Origin of the sequence: Dysgonomonas sp. UBA7710, from assembly GCF_002482385.1 — a bacterium.
Taxonomy (GTDB): domain Bacteria; phylum Bacteroidota; class Bacteroidia; order Bacteroidales; family Dysgonomonadaceae; genus Dysgonomonas.
Genome location: NZ_DLFW01000022.1, coordinates 151,918 through 169,073, shown reverse-complemented (window position 1 = coordinate 169,073; position 17,156 = coordinate 151,918). Strand labels below are relative to the sequence as shown.

Below are 17,156 nucleotides of genomic sequence, written 5' to 3'. Positions count from 1 at the left end.
ACACTTTTGCTTTTGACACGCCCCCCTCTCTACTTTTTCCGTTCATCGCTTATTACGGGCTGCCTGTTAACAGTCGTTTGTGTCGAATCTGCCGGTAGGGCAGGAGGGGTTTGCTGCTCTGCCGGAGTTGTTGCATCTTGTTGCGACTGACTTTGTGTCTGGGTCTGTCCCTGCTGGGTCTCATTCCGCCTGAACCTTCTTGGCTTGAATGACTGGAACAGGCGCTTCAGAGTAGCGGCTTCTTTGTTATAAATAATACCGACGCCCTGTGTAGTAGGTGCCTGTCGGTAATATTTATCATTGGTATGGCTATATGCTCTTAATGTCCACATTGTATTTAATTTATATTCCAGGTCGAAATTACCGATAAAGGTATTATCCACACTCGATTGATCTGTCCGGTAGCCTAAGTCGGTTTTCAATATCAGTCTGTCATCCCAGAATGTACGCGATACATTTACCTGCATGTTCATGTCAGACAATGTACCGTCGTTCGACTCCACTGTGGCGCCTACCTGCCATTTATCTCCCAGCATATTACCTACCAGGGATGACATAGCACCGGATAGGGCGCTGCCGGCGATGCTGGTCCATATACCGTCGCCGAAGTTTGCACCGCTGCTTCCCGAACTTGGATAAAATGTACCCATGGCAATTAGGGATGCAAATTGTTTTATCTTCTGTTCATCGGTGCTGATATAAGTGTTTACTTTTCGCTGTACATCATCGTTGGCATCAGGTAAGCTAATGTTGTAGGTCAGATCCATATTATCCATATTTCCTACAATGCCCAGCACACAGTCAACGGACACCTTGGAAGATGAATTATCCATCGCAAAACTAGGGTCTAATGTTTCCAGTGCTGCCCTCACCCTCCTGTAAGCCGTGATTTCGAATCTGGTTTTCATAGGGTCTCCGATAAAATGCAATTTGCTGCCGTTCTGTATTTTAAAGTCCAGTTTCTTTATGTTTTGCAGGTTCAGTTTCACAGTCCCGTCCGTCAATGAGTAGTCGCCAAACGCCGACATATTCTCATTCAGCATGTTATAATTGAACGTGATAGAACCGTTTCCTTTTGCTTGCAGCTCATCGCCTGTGGTTGGATCTATGATAATGCCGATTGCCAGATCGGGAGTTACATCGAGTTTTACCGTCAGCTGTATGGGTAATGGTTGATCCTGAGCTTTGGCAACCATATCTTTAAGCGAATTTTTCAGTTTTTCTTCCGGCACATTTATATATACTACACTCTTATAATCGGTCGCTTCCGAGTGTTGAGGCAAAAGAATATTCAAATTCGAATTTTTGTCATTCTTTATCTGCAGGTTCATATTAATGCCGTCGTTAGTCCCGTCTATCCTGACATTACCTGAGGCATAGACCCGCCCGTAGAAAAGACTGTCGGTCCTGTGCTCTGTATTCAGCACCATGAGTTTGTTCATCCGCATATTGAGCGAATATTTCATGTTGTCGAAATTCTTATGTGTTACAGTAGCACTTACGTTGGCCGTATTCCCCTGGCTGTCTTTCAGGGTCAGGTTGTCAAATCCGATACGGTCGGGGCTTACCCTGATGGTATCGGATATGGTATAGGTTACATTGGTGTAATCCACCCCTATCTGTGTATCGTTGAATCCGAGAAATCCCCTCACAAGCGGCGCTTTTGTATTGCCTTCTATCATCAGGTTGGAACTGATGGTTCCGTCCACTTTGTTGAGCATATCGGAAACGAATGGCTGTATCCAGCGCAGGGGCATCTTTTCCATCCTTAACTGGAGGTCGAGTGAGTCCTGATTCGTATATATTGTACCATCTATCTCGGCGAAGGTTTCCCCCGCTTTAACCAATGCTGCCTGCATAGCCACTCCTCCGTATTCGTTACTCCAGTGACTATCGAGGTCCATTGTGCCCAATGTGTCGCTGAAGAGGACGATATCGGCTATCTGAAATCCTTCCGTATATAATTCGGGCTGGTCGAGTATATTTGTGAGCAGGACATCTCCGTGGATACATCCGCGGATGTTCTTCACATCGAATGCTTCCAGCAGGTCTCCTATCTCGGCATGGGTGAAGTAAACCCTGAGGCTATCGCTTTTTTCTCTCGAGATCACTCCGTCTATATTGAAATACGGTTTTTTATTCACACCCAAGCCTACATTATGTATTTCGGTTCGGGTTCCTTCGTTCAGTATTTCGGCAGGCAGGAGATTTAGCGCTAGTTTGTCGACCGTGATGTCTGACGGAGTTATCTTGAGGGAAGATACAAGCTCCTTTTTCTCATTCCTGCTAAAACTGGCCAGAGCTTCTATATCCCCTTTTATATTAATATTGGTGCTGTCGCTGGTTACGCTTATGAATGTATAGATTGTATTTTTCTCTCCGTTGGTATTGAGGGCGAGGTTATACTTTCCTTTATCCATCATGACACTGCTAGCTCCTGAAATATTGAAGGCCGAGTCGAGGTTCATGACATCCAGAGTCGTATTTTTAATTTCAATTTCGCCATAACGAAGACGTGGAATATTCCCTTTCACCGACAATTGTTTGTCTATGGTATTAATGCGTCCGCTTATCGAAGCCGGATCTATGATATCGACAGGTAAGACGAATATTTCTCCCAGTTTTTCAGTATTGTTGGCTGTAATATTGAAGGTGAAGTTATTTTGCTCTTTCTTTGTACGTTTTCTCATTTGGAATACATCGGGCAGATATCCGTTCATCAGGTTTGTAAATTCGTCTCCGATAGTAGTGAATGAATATTGTCCTGCTATATTGGCTGTCAATAGAGAAGAGGTGAGCGTGATAAATTTACTGCCATCCTCTTCTTTTCCTGATTCCAACGTAAATTTACCCGGTTGAAACGTAAAATTGTCATCATGGAAGTCAAGGCTGTCCAAGTCTGCTTTCCCTATAATATTATCAATGTCCAACCCTTTAAACTGGCCCTTGAGGGCGAGGGTTAGGCGAGGGTTTACCCAATCAGGATTCTTGTAGAACGGGTCTATGTGTACCGAATCGAGTCTGATATGTACATTGATATCAGGTACTTTGGCCTGAGACATATCTGCGTCAACGAATATTTTTCCTATTTTCCAGTCGGCACGGGCAGTCAATCCCATCTTTTGAGCATTGTAAAATCCGCTGAAAGGAACGTTTTTCATTGTTTCTTTTTCGAATTGCAGGGCATCTATACTTCCCTGCATCTGTGCAGAGAGAGATTCTTTTTCTGTTTGTCTTGCTCTCAGGTCTATATGTGCTGTGAGTCCACCCAATCCTGTTGTGCCTCCGAGTAATCTGCCCAGATTGAAGTTGCGTGTTTTCAGTCCGGCGTTTACATTGAAATTGGTAAATGTCGTATCTACACCACCGGTAGCGACGAGCGAGACGAGCCCCTGCCTGCACCATGCTTCGGTATTGAGTTTGAACTTATTCAGTTGTCCTGTCAATGTTCCTTTAAGGAATATGTCTCCCATATCCCTCAATATATCAGGAGTCACAAAGGTGGAATCGCCGAGTTTGGCAAAATCGGAAATTGCTCTGGTCGATGCTTTCAGTTTACTGATGGAAAGACTTATATCCGAGTTCCCATATCGCTCATAATTCCCCAGACTGGCCAGCCCTTCAAGGACAAAATCATCGCCATAGGTGAGGTTTATATTTTCGATATTCACAGCAGGCAGCGTTCCCGATATATTGGTTTTCAGTGAAAGTCTGTTTCGCAGAAATTTGAGATTCGGCAGGAACGCGATTAAATCTCCGGCTGATAATTCCGTGTCGTCGGTGCCTATTTCGAAAGCGCTGTTCGATAGGTTATATCTTACTTTAGTGGTTATCAGGTGAGAGTTAGGTAAGTTTAAGGAGAGGTTTTCTACCCAGAGTTGCGACTTGTCGGAGTATAAATGCCCTTTCAGGCTTTTGATTTCAACTCCCGACTTTTCTTTTGCCGACAGACTGTTGAGCGCGATGTCGAATTTGTCGGCATCTATCGAGTTCAGGTCTACATTCGCATTCACATCGTATAAGGATATATGGGATGCATTGAACATCTGCGGTGTCTCCGGCACAGACAATACGTCATAATTCAATCGACCGCGTTTCAGACTGACGTCTTCGATGACCACTACCAGCGAGCTTTTGGTCGTATCCACTTTGGTGGTGTCGGCGCTCGAAAATGCATCTATTACAAACTGGAAGTTAAAGTCGCTTACACTATCTTTCTGATTTACATTTATCAGGAAATTATCTACCGTGATTCCTGTAATAGCGAGTTTATTACTTTTGATAAATTCCCAAGGGCTGAGGCTTACGCTCAGGTCCTGCGCATAAAGCAGTGTATCCCTGGTCTGATCTTCTATATAGATGCCTTTAAGGCTTACATTATTGAACAGGCTTAAACGGACTTCGTCTATCGAAACCTCCGTTTTCATCGTCTCTTTCAGTTTGTTTACGGCAAAGTCCGCAACCTTTTGCTGCACATACGGTATGGAAAGCAGTACATATAAAAGCACATTAAGCCCGATAAGTCCGAAGACTATATACAGGAATATTTTGAAAAGCTTTTTAATCAGGCTTTTCTTTTTCGGGGTTTCTTCCGGCGCTAATTTTACGTCTTCTTTTTCCTCCATGCAGAACTATATTATTTTAGTCTTTCAGACCATTCTTCCTCATTGAATCCTACCAGTACAAAGTCATTTCCTATAACCAGCGGCCGTTTTACAACCATTCCGTTAGATGCGAGTATATCTATCAATTCACTCTCGGATGCAGACTTGACCTTTTCTTTCAGATTTTCTTCCTTATAAATTCTGCCTGAGGTATTAAAGAACTTTGCGATAGGTAATCCGCTCTTCTTTATCCATGCAGCCAGTTCTGTCTTTGTCGGGTTATCAGTTGTTATATCACGGCTTTCTACGGTGACATTGTTTTGTTTTAGCCATTTGGCCGCCTTCTGGCATGTGCCGCATTTTGGATATTGCAGGAATAGTTTTGTGTCCATTCTGATTTCTTTATTTTATTTTGACTAATTGCAAAATTAAGGATTTACTAATGATTAACGCAGTTTATGCATTTAAAGTTCTTGTTTTTTAATCGGAACGCATAATATTTGTGTATTTTTGTGCCTAAATCTAAAATTAGCAGCATGATACAATCAATGACAGGTTTTGGGAAAGCCACAACCGAACTTGACAAAAGGAAAGTTACAGTAGAGATTAAATCCCTTAACAGCAAACAACTGGACTTGTCAGTCCGTATGCCAAACCTATACAAAGAACATGAAATGGAAGTCCGCAATATGCTTTCCCGTGAATTGGAACGTGGAAAAGTAGATTTCCTTATATATGTGGAGAATATCGGCAATGAAACAGCAAACCAGATCAATCACAATCTGCTCGAAGGATATTATAACCAGATAAAGGAATCGGCCCGTAAACTGGGAATAGATACTCCTGCCGATTGGTTTTCGACTTTACTTCGTTTACCGGACGTATTAAAATACGAATCGCAGGAAGTGGATGAAGCCGAATGGGCTGCCGTTTCGAAAACAATAAGTGAAGCGAAGAAGCAATTGCTTTCTTTCCGCAAACAGGAAGGAGCTATGCTGGAAAAACTGTTTGAAGAAAAAATAGCGAATATATCACGGCTTCTGACTGACATAGAACCACATGAAGCCGAACGTGTAGATAAAATAAAAACCCGTATTACAGAAGCCTTGCACAAAATAGAGGACTTCGATTATGACAAAAACCGTTTCGAGCAGGAAATGATATATTATATCGAAAAACTGGATATAAACGAAGAAAAAGCTCGTCTGACAAATCATCTGAGCTACTTCCTCGAAACAATGAAATCCGGTTCGGGACAAGGTAAAAAGCTGGGTTTCATTTCTCAGGAAATGGGGCGTGAGATAAATACAATGGGTTCGAAGTCGAATCATGCCGAAATGCAGCAGATAGTTGTACGCATGAAGGATGAACTGGAGCAGATCAAAGAACAGGTGTTGAACGTATTATAAAGGTCACTTATAAAGTTAATGGGTAAATTAGTCATATTTTCGGCTCCTTCAGGCGCAGGTAAATCTACAATCGTCAATTACCTGCTTTCGCAGGATTTGAACCTTCAGTTTTCAATATCGGCTACCAGCCGTCCGCCAAGAGGAACAGAAAAGCATGGAGTGGAATACTATTTTCATAGTCCGGAAGAATTCAGGGAAAAAATCGCCCGTGGTGAGTTTCTCGAATATGAAGAGGTATATACAGATAAGTTTTATGGTACGCTGAAAGCAGAGGTGGAACGTATTATGAACGGTGGAGGCAATGTGATTTTCGATGTGGATGTAGTAGGCGGCTGTAATATAAAGAAATATTACGGAGATAAAGCTTTATCCGTTTTTATAGAGCCACCTTCCATAAATGAACTGCGTTACCGTCTGGAAAAAAGGGGTACCGATTCGCCCGAAGTTATCGAATCCCGTATAGCAAAAGCCGAATATGAAATGACATTCGCATCCCGGTTCGATGTGGTGATACACAACGATAATCTGGAAGAGGCGAAAGCAAAAGCATTGAACGTGGTAACTGATTTTCTGAAGGAATGAATATCGGCATCTTTTCAGGGTCTTTCAACCCGATACATATCGGGCATCTGATTCTCGCGAATTATATAGTGGAATTCACGGAAATAGAAGAGGTGTGGTTTCTGGTAAGCCCGCAAAATCCGTTAAAATCGGAGAATGAGCTTTCGGATGAACATATACGTCTGGAAATGACAGAACTTGCGCTGGCAAAATATACAAAGTTAAAAGCCAGTGATTTTGAATTTTCAATGCCCACCCCATCTTATACGGTGAATACTTTGGACGCTTTGCAGAATGAATATCCCGGACATAATTTCACTCTGATTATCGGCGCAGATAACTGGAATGTATTTGAAAGCTGGCGGGAATATGACAAGATTCTCGAAAATTATAAAATTAAGGTATATCCGCGATTGGGTTACCGTATCACTATTCCTACGAAATTGAGGGATAAGGTAGAGGCGCTGGATTCTCCTATTATCGAGATTTCATCGACATTTATCAGGGATAGTATTGCCGGAGAAAAAGATATAAGGGCCTTTTTACCGGATGACATATATGATTATATTTTGAATAAAGGATTGTATAAATAAAGATTATGAACAAGGAAGCATTGACAAAAGATTTGGAGATTCGCTGTTCCCGTCTGCAGAAAGCAATGCAGGCAATGGAAGTAGAAGCTTGTGTATTAAGTACATCTGTGAACGTATTTTATATGACAGGCATGGTTTACAATGGTTATTATTATCTGCCGGCCGGGGGTACCCCTATACATTTTATTAAGCGGCCCGAAGGTATCGCTTTTGAAAATACGATCTATATCCGGAAGCCGGAACAAATTGCGGAAGAACTTCAAAACAGAGGCATGTCATTGCCCAAGACTTTATTATTGGAGACAGATGTCCTTTCCTTCGGTGAATGCGCCCGTTTGATGGGAACATTTAATATAACCAAAGCTGCTAATGCTTCAACTTTTATGCGTAAAATACGCAGTGTGAAAACGGATTTCGAACTGGAACAGGTGAGAGCCTGCGCCCGGAAACATGAAGCTGTTTATAAGCTGATCCCGTCCGTTTACAGGCCAGGGATGACTGATATAGAATTACAGATAGAGATAGAAAAGCTGATGCGTCTGCACGGCTCTATGGGTATCTTCCGCAGTTATGGCGACAATATGGATATTTATATGGGAAGTTTGCTGGCCGGAGAGAATGCAGAAGCTCCGTCTCCTTACGATTACGCTTTGGGCGGAGCAGGTAGTAGCCCTACTTTACCTCTGGGCGCATCGGGACAAAGGATAGAAAAAGGACAAACCATTATGGTGGATATGGCAGGAAATTATTCCCCGTGGATGACCGATATGACACGTGTATTTTCGGTGGGAAAGACATTAGATATCGCTTATCGTGCCCATCAGGTATCGATAGATATTCATAACCATATAATGGATATTGCCAAACCCGGAACCGCTTGTGCCGAACTGTATAATATCCCGATGGAAATGGTAGTAAAGAATAATCTTGAACCATACTTCATGGGTACGAAACAACAGGCTAAGTTTGTCGGACACGGACTCGGTCTTGAGATAAACGAGCCTCCGGTATTGACTCCCCGTTCGAAAGAATTACTGGAAAAGAATATAGTTTTTGCGCTGGAACCGAAGTTTGTGATTCCGGAAGTAGGGGCCGTGGGAATAGAAAATACATATGTGGTGACTGAAACCGGAATAGAGAAACTGACCGTATTGGAAGAGGGGATAATAGAGCTGTGAGGGATAGGGAAAAAGGGCAAACCACTATCGGAGATAATTAACCCTTCGTTTGCGGGTTCGCAGTGTGAGTACTGCTCATAGAGCAAATCTTTCTACTTTTTTTAAGTAAGACGCAGTTTGTGAAACCGCGCCGGTGGGAGGAAGGCAAATTCTTATATTACCACATCTTTTACCGTGTTATTTCTCATCTCCCAGCTAAGGCCGAAGGTAATTCAACAAGACAAAGAGGAATATATCTTAATTATTATTCATTACTTAATTCAATATATACTCTAATAAACTAATGCTTGGAATTTATTTTACTTATCAGACTTTTTAATAAGTACGGATTCTATCAATTCTTTTGCTGTAAAATTCTTTAATTGGATTCCATTCGAAGCCACTGCCGCTCTAACCTCCATAGCTTCATCTCCGGATAGCTCTTCCAATAAATATTCGGGGCAATTCGGATTTCCGGCAAGTGCCGCACGAACCTTAAAATCCTTATCTTTGGATAAAGCATCCATGATATTTTTATGTAAATTGGGATTCGCTCCCACAGAACAGCGTACCGCACTGTTTCCGGATACGGATAATCTTTCCAATACCGCGTCCGGACAATTGGGATTTCGTGTTATGGATAGCTGCATGTTAACGTCTTCATAGCAGGCAAACTTATCCAGTATTTTTTTCGGACAGTTTATATTTGAGGCGACGGTGTGATGGATTTCAATGGATTTGTCACCTGAAAGCTTTTGTAATAGTTTTTCGGGACAACTTGTATTTGAAGCAACTCCTAAACGGACTTTTATATTTTCATCCCTCGATAGCTTATCCAATACGCCTTTATCAGTAGAAGGATTAGCGGCTACGGCCGCGCGTACATTAAATGCCTTTGACCGCGAAAGTAATTCGAGTAGTTTCTCCGGGCAATCAGGGTTGGAGGCGATTCCTACGCTGATCTTCTGGTTATCATTTTCATAAAGGCTCAACAAAAGCTCCTTCGGACAAGCGGGATTTGAAGCCATGGCACAAAGAATGTCCAAAGATCCCGTAGCATGGAATTCTTCAAATAATTCCTTTGGACAATTTGGATTTGAAGCCACCGCAATACTGAAATAAGAAGCGTTTAACGCCAGTTTGTGCAAAAGCTCTTTGGATGCATTGGTATTCAGCGCGACACCCAAACGCACTAGATTATCCGTGCTTTCTGAAAAAAGTAAAAGCAGATCTTTCGGGCAATCGGGATTCTGAGCAACCCTGGAAACCACTTCAACATTTTTATCCCTGGACAAGCGTTCCAACGTCCATATATATTCTTTTGTGTACTTTCTTTTATAATAGTAGTTTCCGGGGGAAACAGCGGAACATAAGCCACAACTGAAATAAAGTATAAATAACCATACAATAAAATGTTTCTTCATGAAAAAATCCTCTGTAACTGACATTGTTGCTATTTTTTTATGTATTTTTTATAATATTTATTTCATTAAGTTTTTAACCGCGTTGATACGAACATTCTGGTCGTTGTCCTCAGTCAGCTTTTTTAATACATCCCAAGGGGTGTTCGGGTTGTTTGCCACTCCCCAACGTACATCCGTATTTGCATCTTCGGCCAATACAACCAGTATATCCCGGGGTGTATTCGGATTTTCAGATACAATCCAACGTACATTTTCACTCCTATCCATTGATAAAAATTTTAATATATCCTGAGGAGTATTGGGATTCTCCGCCACACTCCAGCGAACTTCATTATCTTCATTTTCGGCCAGTTTGGCTAATACTTCTTCTGGTGTGTTTACATCTTTGGCTACTTCCCATTCGGTAAAGCTGTTATTTTCTTCCGATAGTCTCTTTAATATTTCCTCCGTTTTATTTCGGTTGGCTGCAAGAGTTTCTGTTTTTACTTCTTCACGAGGGCTTACCTGTAAACTCTCTCCTGCTGAAAACTTATTTTCTGCATTCCTGATAAAATCTTTAGTATGATTCTGAACTTTATATATATCCGCGTATTCAGGAGAAAAGGCATAGGCGTCTATTGTTCCGTTTATGGTTCTGGATACAGCCCAGTTGACGTACAGGTTATTATCTTTTGACAGGGCTTCCAGCATCCGGGGGGAAGTATTCGGGTTTTCGGCGACTCCTTTACGAACATGATAATTAAAATCCGTCGACAGCTTACTCAATATATCCGGAGGGGTATTCATATTACGGGCCACACCATAGCGGATATTCCAGTCGTTATTTTCGGATAGATTCCTGAGGCTGTCTGTTTTAAGGTCAGGATTCAAGGCTATGTCCATACGAATGTCAATATTATCTCTGCGATTATAATTTTCCCACGTATTATCATCCGCGTATAAATTCCCAAAGAAATCGATTGTCCCATTTGTGCTTCGGGTCACAGCCCTGCGTACATATGGGTTGTCATCTTTCGACAGGGCTTCCTGTATTTTAGGAGGGGTATTCAGGTTCTCGGCAACTCCTTTACGAACTCTATAATCAGTGTCTACCGACAGTTTACTCAATATATTTGGAGGGGTGTTCAGGTTACGGGCCACACCGTAGCGGACATTCCAGTCTTTACTTCGGGATAATTTTCTCAAGGCGTTTGCTTTAAGGCCGGAATTCATGGCTATGTCCATACGGATGCTATCGTCCTTTTCCCGGAAAAGCTTTTCCGGAAACTGACCTTGTATATGAAATAAGGATGACCGGTGGAACGAAGACATATCATTCCTTCTTATACTATGTGCCCTGCAACAAATGGTAGAAACAGATAATACAAGGACTACAACAAAATTTGAATATTTCATTTTTAATTTATATTATACAAAATAAAAACAAATAGCATAACCCATCAATAGCTAATTATCACTGTTTTTTACAGAATAATTGTGTACAGGTATTTATATAGTTTTTAGCAAAATACGGGTTGCAAAGCTACACTACGGAGAAAATTAATCTTTATTGTTTGTATAATAATAAACATGGGTTGCATACCTATCGTAAATCAGTTCCAGATATCCATTGTTTTTAGGCTGTCAACCAAGGGGACTATTTTTTCCGAAGCAAAGCCATTAGAATGGGACGCTAATATATAAACAGAATCTTCATTCGTAATAAGCTTAATATCATTCCTGTTTTTACCTCCGCTAAAGAAACCTTTCCCCAAAATAACATTATGCTCAAAAGGGGCTAAGGATATCGTGTCATATTTATTTTTATAGCAGAATCTCGGTACGCTGGAAAAATAGAGATGTAGTTTGTCGTTTTTTTTAATGTTGTTCCCTGTAGAATCTATAGCTTGGTTCGTTTCTTCATTGTTTATATAGATATTTTCAAAATTTCTATAATACAATATACCATTGAGAGAGAATAGGATAACAAAAGAAATAGCCAGGATTACTATATTGGAAACAAGATTGTCTGAAAACGATTTGCCAAGAAAAAAAAAGAACAAGATGGCTAAAAGATGGTACAAGAACAGGTACAGTTTGTCTTGCACAGGATACACGCCTAAAATAGAGGCAAAGAGCGTTATAATAATACCTCCATAAATAACGTTAACAAATCGGTTTCTTTCAATGCATAAATTAATAAAGAAGCCTAGGGATACAATAATGAATATTAGATATTTATAATATCCGAAGTATATAAATAATTCCTGTATTAGCGTTTTCTGTTTTTCTATATGGGAGTAGTCCGTTGGAATCAGAGAAAAATTCTTATTTTTCCAGTATTCAGCCATTTCGCCTGCATCCATCACAGGATTCAGCCAGTGGAAATAGTGAAGGATAAAACTGATAAATATTATAATCCCCAGAATAGTCACGAACCTCATCTGAGAGAAATTTTTCTTTATCAAGCTGTCGGTAAATTCGATCAGTAAAACGCTTGCAATAAAAAAACAGCCTGGATTTGAGAGCCATATAATAGGTACAAAAGAAAAGCAGAAAATACATTTACTTACTTTTTTTTCATGGTATAAATAATACAGTATAATCACGAATAAGACTACGGAACAATCGCACATATATGGTTTAAATTCATTCGAATATCTGAATAATATTGCCATGTTGGACATAAGAGCTACACCTATTAAAGGATATCTCGTATTCAGAACTTTCTTTAAGATATAATATGAGAACGAGAGAAGAAAAATAAACGAGATGAATGACCATATCCGTAAAATGAATTCTGTATTTCCAAAAATTATTGTGATTATTTTTACAATATATAAATAAAGTACGGGTGCGGATTGTATCCATTCGAGAATATCGGAAGTAAGATTATCTAAAGACCTTTTAGTGAAAGAGTAGGCTAACATAGCCTCATCCAGCCACAGACTGCGATCTCCCAGATTCATCATAAAGCTGGTATATATAGCAGTAAGGATAATAAAGAGCAACAAGGCATATATAATGTACTTTAGTAGGACTATTTTTTTATCTTGAGTTTTCAGGGAAATGAAGATGCTTTTTACTGCTTTTGTATTCATAGAGTTTAAATATTATTCTTTGTACAATAATACCGGTCAATTTTGTAGAATTTTTGAATTTTTCCGGTATAATGGTTAATCTTGCCGTCCTTCGTTCTTGCAACAGTTCATCAGTGGGGAAATCATTTCACATCCAGTAACTGTTAACATTCTGCATAAATTGAAATCCTGTTTATCTATAAAGAAACTAATTAGCGAATTAGCAGATTTGTAAATAGCGCAAAGTGATATACCCGGGACTTTGGAAAAAATAGAAGCAGCAGATAATGCTGTGGAACAAAAACCGGTAGAAAAAATATTGGAGACCTGTGCTGCGGTAATCAGAGAATATCCCCCGAAAAACGAATATATGGGAAGGGAGATGAAAGTGCTGACTTCTTCCCAAAAAAGAAAGGCAGAACACAAAAAGAGGAAAAATAAGCCCCTGCGGGTAGTTATAAGTGATGAGTTTTAAGTAATAAGTGCTAACGCGTCACGATTGTTAACTGTTAACTTACAAAAGTGTCAGATTTACATACGCTACGCTCCTGTGACCGTTGGTTGTCAGATTTTAACATTTTGACTGAGCCGGAATAAGGATGGGAAAACTGATACTGTGATAAAAAAACACTTACTTTGTATCCACATTGAGAAAGCTAGATTTATCCGTAATCTGTTTACGAAACCCTATAAGAAAATCCGATGAAAACAATCAATATTAAAGGAGAACTACTAGATCTGTCTTATCCCGTTGTAATGGGGATACTAAACATTACTCCCGATTCATTTTATTCCGGTAGCCGCAAAGAAACCGGGCAGCAGATTATAGACAGGGTTTCGGAGATACTTTCTCAGGGAGGAACAATTATAGATATAGGTGCGCAGTCAACCCGTCCTTCCTCGACCTTGCTGTCTGCGCAGGAAGAAATAGAGCGGCTGAAGTTCGCTTTGCCTGTTATCAACAGGGAATTTCCCGATGCCATCCTTTCGGTAGATACTTTCTATGGGGATGTAGCCCGTTTTTGCGTTGAGGAGCATGGAGTATCCATTATAAATGATATATCGGGAGGTGAAATAGACAAAACCATGTTCGATACGGTTGCCCGGCTTAATGTGCCTTATATATTGATGCATATGCGCGGTATGCCTCAAACGATGCAGGATCTCACCGGTTATGATAATCTGATTCAGGATATTTTCTATTATTTCTCTAAAAAGGTAGCCGAACTGCACTTACTCGGCGTGAACGATATTATTATCGACCCGGGATTCGGGTTTAGTAAGACGATGGATCAGAACTATGAGTTAATGGCTGCGTTGCGGGGCTTCTCTGTTTTTGAATTACCTCTTTTGGTGGGGATCTCGAGAAAAAAGATGATTGCCGGTTTGTTAGACACAACTCCCGCCGGAAGCCTCAATGGAACTACTATCCTGAATACTTTCGCCTTGCAGAACGGAGCGGATATTTTACGGGTACATGATGTAAAAGAAGCGGTGGAAGCGGTGAAAATAGTGAAAAAACTGGAGGAATATAAGTTCTGACTGTCAGCTCAGTACATGTAATGTATGGCAAGCGACCAGAGCTGCTGTTTCGGTACGCAAACGGCTGTCACCCAAAGAGATGGGTTTGAATCCACTGTCTGTCGCCATTTTGACTTCCTCTTCGGAGAAATCGCCTTCCGGCCCGATAAGAATAAGAGCATTACCGCCTTTCTTATAAATGTCTTTCAGCAGTACTTTTTCCTGCGGATAGCAATGGGCGATGAACTTCTGTCCGTCATATTCCTGTTTGATGAATTTCGAGAAAGATTGTATGTCATCCAATTGAGGCAATAAGGCTTTTTGGGATTGTTTCATTGCTGAAATAAGTATTTTTTCTATCCGTTGAGTCTTTATCTCCTTCCGTTCGGAATGTTGGCAAAGAATAGGGCTGAGGCGGTCGATCCCTATTTCCGTGGACTTTTCTGCAAACCATTCTATACGGTCGATATTTTTTGTCGGGGCAAAAGCTATTTGCAGGTTGAAGTCCCAGCCTTTAGGCTGTTCTATGGTTTTGAGGATGTTTACTATACAATGTTTCGGGTTAGCCTGCATTATTTCGGCATCATAAAAAAAGCCCTTTCCATCGGTAAGTAGTATTTCATCGCCTTCTTTTTTACGCAATACTTTTATGCAATGCAGAGCTTCCTCCACCGGCAGTTCAACATTGGAGAGAATATCAGGGGTAAAAAAGATTGTTTTATCCATTGCTTAATCTTCGAAGATGATCTTATTATCGCCCAGCTCTTTGATTTTAGCCAGTGACTCTACATGAATACCGAGTTCGCGTAGACGTTGTCCTCCGTCCTGGAAGCTTTTCTCAATAATAAAGCCCATGCCGTAAAGTTCAGCCCCGGCTTCTTTTATCAGGTTGTATATGCCGATGGCTGCGTTACCGTTAGCCAGAAAATCATCGATAAAAACGACTTTGTCGTTCGGATTCAGGAAGTCTTTGCTTACGCAGATTGTATAGTCTCTGTCTTTGGTAAAGGAATGGGCAATGGTCGACACCATATTTACCATTGTTTTCGGTACTGCTTTTTTTACAAATACGACGGGCAATTCAAGCAGGTAACCCAGCATAATCGCAGGGGCAATGCCACTGGCTTCTATTGTTATAATTTTATTTATCGGCAGATTTCCGAACTTGCGGACAAATTCCACTCCTATCGATTTCATCAGGATAGGGTCCATCTGGTGATTGATAAAGCTATCTACTTTAAGGATTCCCCCGTCAAAGCTTTTTCCATCTTTAAGGATACGGTCTTTTAGTAATTTCATATTAGTTAGTTACGAGTTACAAGTAAACAAGTTACGAGCTGCTTTGTATTATTTTAAATTTTTCACTTTCCGTTTTTCACTTATATCAGTCTTTGATACGGATAATCACATTAGCCAGGATAGCAGCAACACCTCCGGTAGTAATTCCCGAAGCAAAGATCCCTTTTATGGCAGTCGGCATCTGGGAAAGGATATCAGGAACCAGTTCCACGCCGAGCCCACAGGCAAAGCTGACCGCAAGTACCAATATAGCCTTTCTGTCAATGTTTTGTGACGCAATGATGCGTACTCCCGATGCGGCAACTGTACCGAACATCAGCAATGTGGCACCTCCAAGTACAGGCTCAGGCATAATAGAAAATATACCGCCGATAAAAGGGAAGGCGCTCAATATAATAAGGAATGTGGCGATATAGTAACCTACACGGCGGCTGGCTACTCCTGTCAACTGGATCAGTCCGTTATTCTGCGCAAATATCGAATTAGGGAAAGAGTTGAATATTCCGGCAATAGCCGAATTGATGCCGTCGGCCAATACTCCCCCTTGTACACGCTTCATAAATTTAGGGCCTTCTATAGGTTCTCCGCCAATCATCGAGTTTGCAGTGATATCACCGTATGCTTCGATAGAAGTGATAAAATAGATAAGAGCTACGGCAATGAAAGCAGAGAGATCAAAACCTAATCCGTATTTGAATGGCTGGGGAATGGTAAATGCTCCTATTTCACCCATATTTGAAAAATCTATCCATCCCATGAAGTATGACACGACATAGCCGATAACAATACCGATAATAATGGAACTCATACGGATATACTTATTCTTTATACTGTTCAATATAAGAATGGATATTAGGACAAGGGCTGCGATACCCAGATTCTGCGGGCTGCCGAATCCTCTTTCTCCTTCAACACTCATGGCTCCGAATCCGCCGCCACAGGATATAATCGCCACTTTAATGAGGGAGAGTCCTATCATTGTTACCACAATGCCCGAAACGAGCGGAGTGATGATCTTCTTTGTATATTTCAGCAAGCGGCTCACAATCATCTCCACAGGAGAGGCAGCGATGCAGACTCCGAATATAGCGGCAAGGATGGCTGCCTCCGTCATATCGCCTTTAGCTGCGAAACTGGCAGTCAGCGCGCCGATGAAAGAAAAGCTAGTTCCCTGTATGCAGAGTAAGCCACAACCCACAGGCCCGAAACGACGGCACTGTATAAATGTAGATATACCCGAAGCGAGTAATGCCATGGAAACAAGGAACCCTGTGGTTTCGGCACTGAAATTTAACGCCCGGGATATAATTAACGGAGGGGTTATAATAGCCACAAAGATAGCCAGCAGGTGTTGAAATCCTGCAAACATGGCCTCGCTGAAAGGCGGTTTATCCTCAATCTGATAAATCAGGTCTGTTTTTCGTATCGGTTGGATAATTTCATCCGCTTCTTTCTCTGTGACTTGCATATACTTTAGTTATTTAAAGATTTAAAAATTTGGCTAACGCCGATTTCCAATTCAGGATTTC

General features: G+C 41.1%; 14 protein-coding genes. 6 read left to right on the top strand and 8 right to left on the bottom strand.

All coding sequences use genetic code 11. The annotated features are described in order from the left end of the window. Positions 1-29: 29 nt before the first annotated feature. Both B3317_RS07135 and B3317_RS07130 read right to left on the bottom strand, forming a co-directional pair. The gene (locus B3317_RS07135; protein ID WP_291110082.1) at positions 30-4,625 is read right to left on the bottom strand and encodes a translocation/assembly module TamB domain-containing protein; all 4,596 of its coding nucleotides are present in this window, start codon (positions 4,623-4,625) and stop codon (positions 30-32) included. Positions 4,626-4,636: 11 nt separating this feature from the next. Further along, complete coding sequence (locus tag B3317_RS07130; protein ID WP_291110079.1) at positions 4,637-4,996, bottom strand: arsenate reductase family protein; 360 nt, start codon at positions 4,994-4,996, stop codon at positions 4,637-4,639. A 144-nt stretch (positions 4,997-5,140) separates the two neighbouring features. Here B3317_RS07130 and B3317_RS07125 point away from each other — a divergent pair, with 144 nt between their 5' ends. From B3317_RS07125 to B3317_RS07110, 4 genes are read left to right on the top strand one after another with little or no spacing between them, the layout of a single operon-like run. Continuing rightward, positions 5,141-6,013 carry a YicC/YloC family endoribonuclease gene (locus B3317_RS07125; protein WP_291110076.1) on the top strand — a complete coding sequence of 291 codons (873 nt, stop codon included), beginning with the start codon at positions 5,141-5,143 and terminating at the stop codon, positions 6,011-6,013. An 18-nt stretch (positions 6,014-6,031) separates the two neighbouring features. Beyond that, positions 6,032-6,595, top strand: a complete 564-nt coding sequence (gene gmk / locus B3317_RS07120; protein WP_291110074.1) for a guanylate kinase — start codon at positions 6,032-6,034, stop codon at positions 6,593-6,595. Beyond that, positions 6,592-7,167: a nicotinate (nicotinamide) nucleotide adenylyltransferase gene (nadD, locus tag B3317_RS07115; protein WP_291110071.1), complete on the top strand. Its 576-nt coding sequence runs from the start codon at positions 6,592-6,594 to the stop codon at positions 7,165-7,167. The genes gmk and nadD overlap by 4 nt, the downstream gene beginning before the upstream one ends. 5 nt (positions 7,168-7,172) lie before the next feature. After that, a complete protein-coding gene (locus tag B3317_RS07110) occupies positions 7,173-8,345 on the top strand; it encodes a M24 family metallopeptidase (protein WP_291110069.1) in 1,173 nt (390 codons plus the stop codon). A 299-nt stretch (positions 8,346-8,644) separates the two neighbouring features. Here B3317_RS07110 and B3317_RS07105 read toward each other — a convergent pair whose 3' ends face one another. The 3 genes from B3317_RS07105 to B3317_RS07095 all read right to left on the bottom strand — a co-directional run bounded on the left by B3317_RS07105 (position 8,645) and on the right by B3317_RS07095 (position 12,828). Then, a complete protein-coding gene (locus tag B3317_RS07105) occupies positions 8,645-9,772 on the bottom strand; it encodes a hypothetical protein (protein ID WP_291110067.1) in 1,128 nt (375 codons plus the stop codon). Between the two features lie 33 nt (positions 9,773-9,805). Further along, entirely contained in the window at positions 9,806-11,143 is a 1,338-nt protein-coding gene (locus B3317_RS07100) for a hypothetical protein (RefSeq protein ID WP_291110063.1), read from the bottom strand. Positions 11,144-11,340: 197 nt separating this feature from the next. Beyond that, complete coding sequence (locus B3317_RS07095; RefSeq protein ID WP_291110061.1) at positions 11,341-12,828, bottom strand: glycosyltransferase family 39 protein; 1,488 nt, start codon at positions 12,826-12,828, stop codon at positions 11,341-11,343. 241 nt (positions 12,829-13,069) lie between these two features. Between B3317_RS07095 and B3317_RS07090 the strand changes: the two genes are divergently transcribed. After that, on the top strand, positions 13,070-13,282 hold the full coding sequence (locus B3317_RS07090) for a hypothetical protein (protein WP_291110059.1): 213 nt from the start codon (positions 13,070-13,072) through the stop codon (positions 13,280-13,282). A 227-nt stretch (positions 13,283-13,509) separates the two neighbouring features. Further along, positions 13,510-14,349 (top strand): dihydropteroate synthase, encoded by an 840-nt coding sequence (gene folP, locus B3317_RS07085; protein WP_291110057.1) that lies wholly within the window; start codon positions 13,510-13,512, stop codon positions 14,347-14,349. 3 nt (positions 14,350-14,352) lie between these two features. Here the strand turns inward: folP and B3317_RS07080 are convergent, their stop codons facing one another. The 3 genes from B3317_RS07080 to B3317_RS07070 all read right to left on the bottom strand — a co-directional run bounded on the left by B3317_RS07080 (position 14,353) and on the right by B3317_RS07070 (position 17,095). Then, a complete protein-coding gene (locus B3317_RS07080; RefSeq protein WP_291110054.1) occupies positions 14,353-15,054 on the bottom strand; it encodes a 16S rRNA (uracil(1498)-N(3))-methyltransferase in 702 nt (233 codons plus the stop codon). A 3-nt stretch (positions 15,055-15,057) separates the two neighbouring features. Then, a complete protein-coding gene (gene xpt / locus B3317_RS07075) occupies positions 15,058-15,627 on the bottom strand; it encodes a xanthine phosphoribosyltransferase (RefSeq protein ID WP_291110051.1) in 570 nt (189 codons plus the stop codon). A gap of 85 nt (positions 15,628-15,712) precedes the next feature. After that, on the bottom strand, positions 15,713-17,095 hold the full coding sequence (locus tag B3317_RS07070; protein WP_291110049.1) for a nucleobase:cation symporter-2 family protein: 1,383 nt from the start codon (positions 17,093-17,095) through the stop codon (positions 15,713-15,715). Positions 17,096-17,156: the final 61 nt, after the last annotated feature.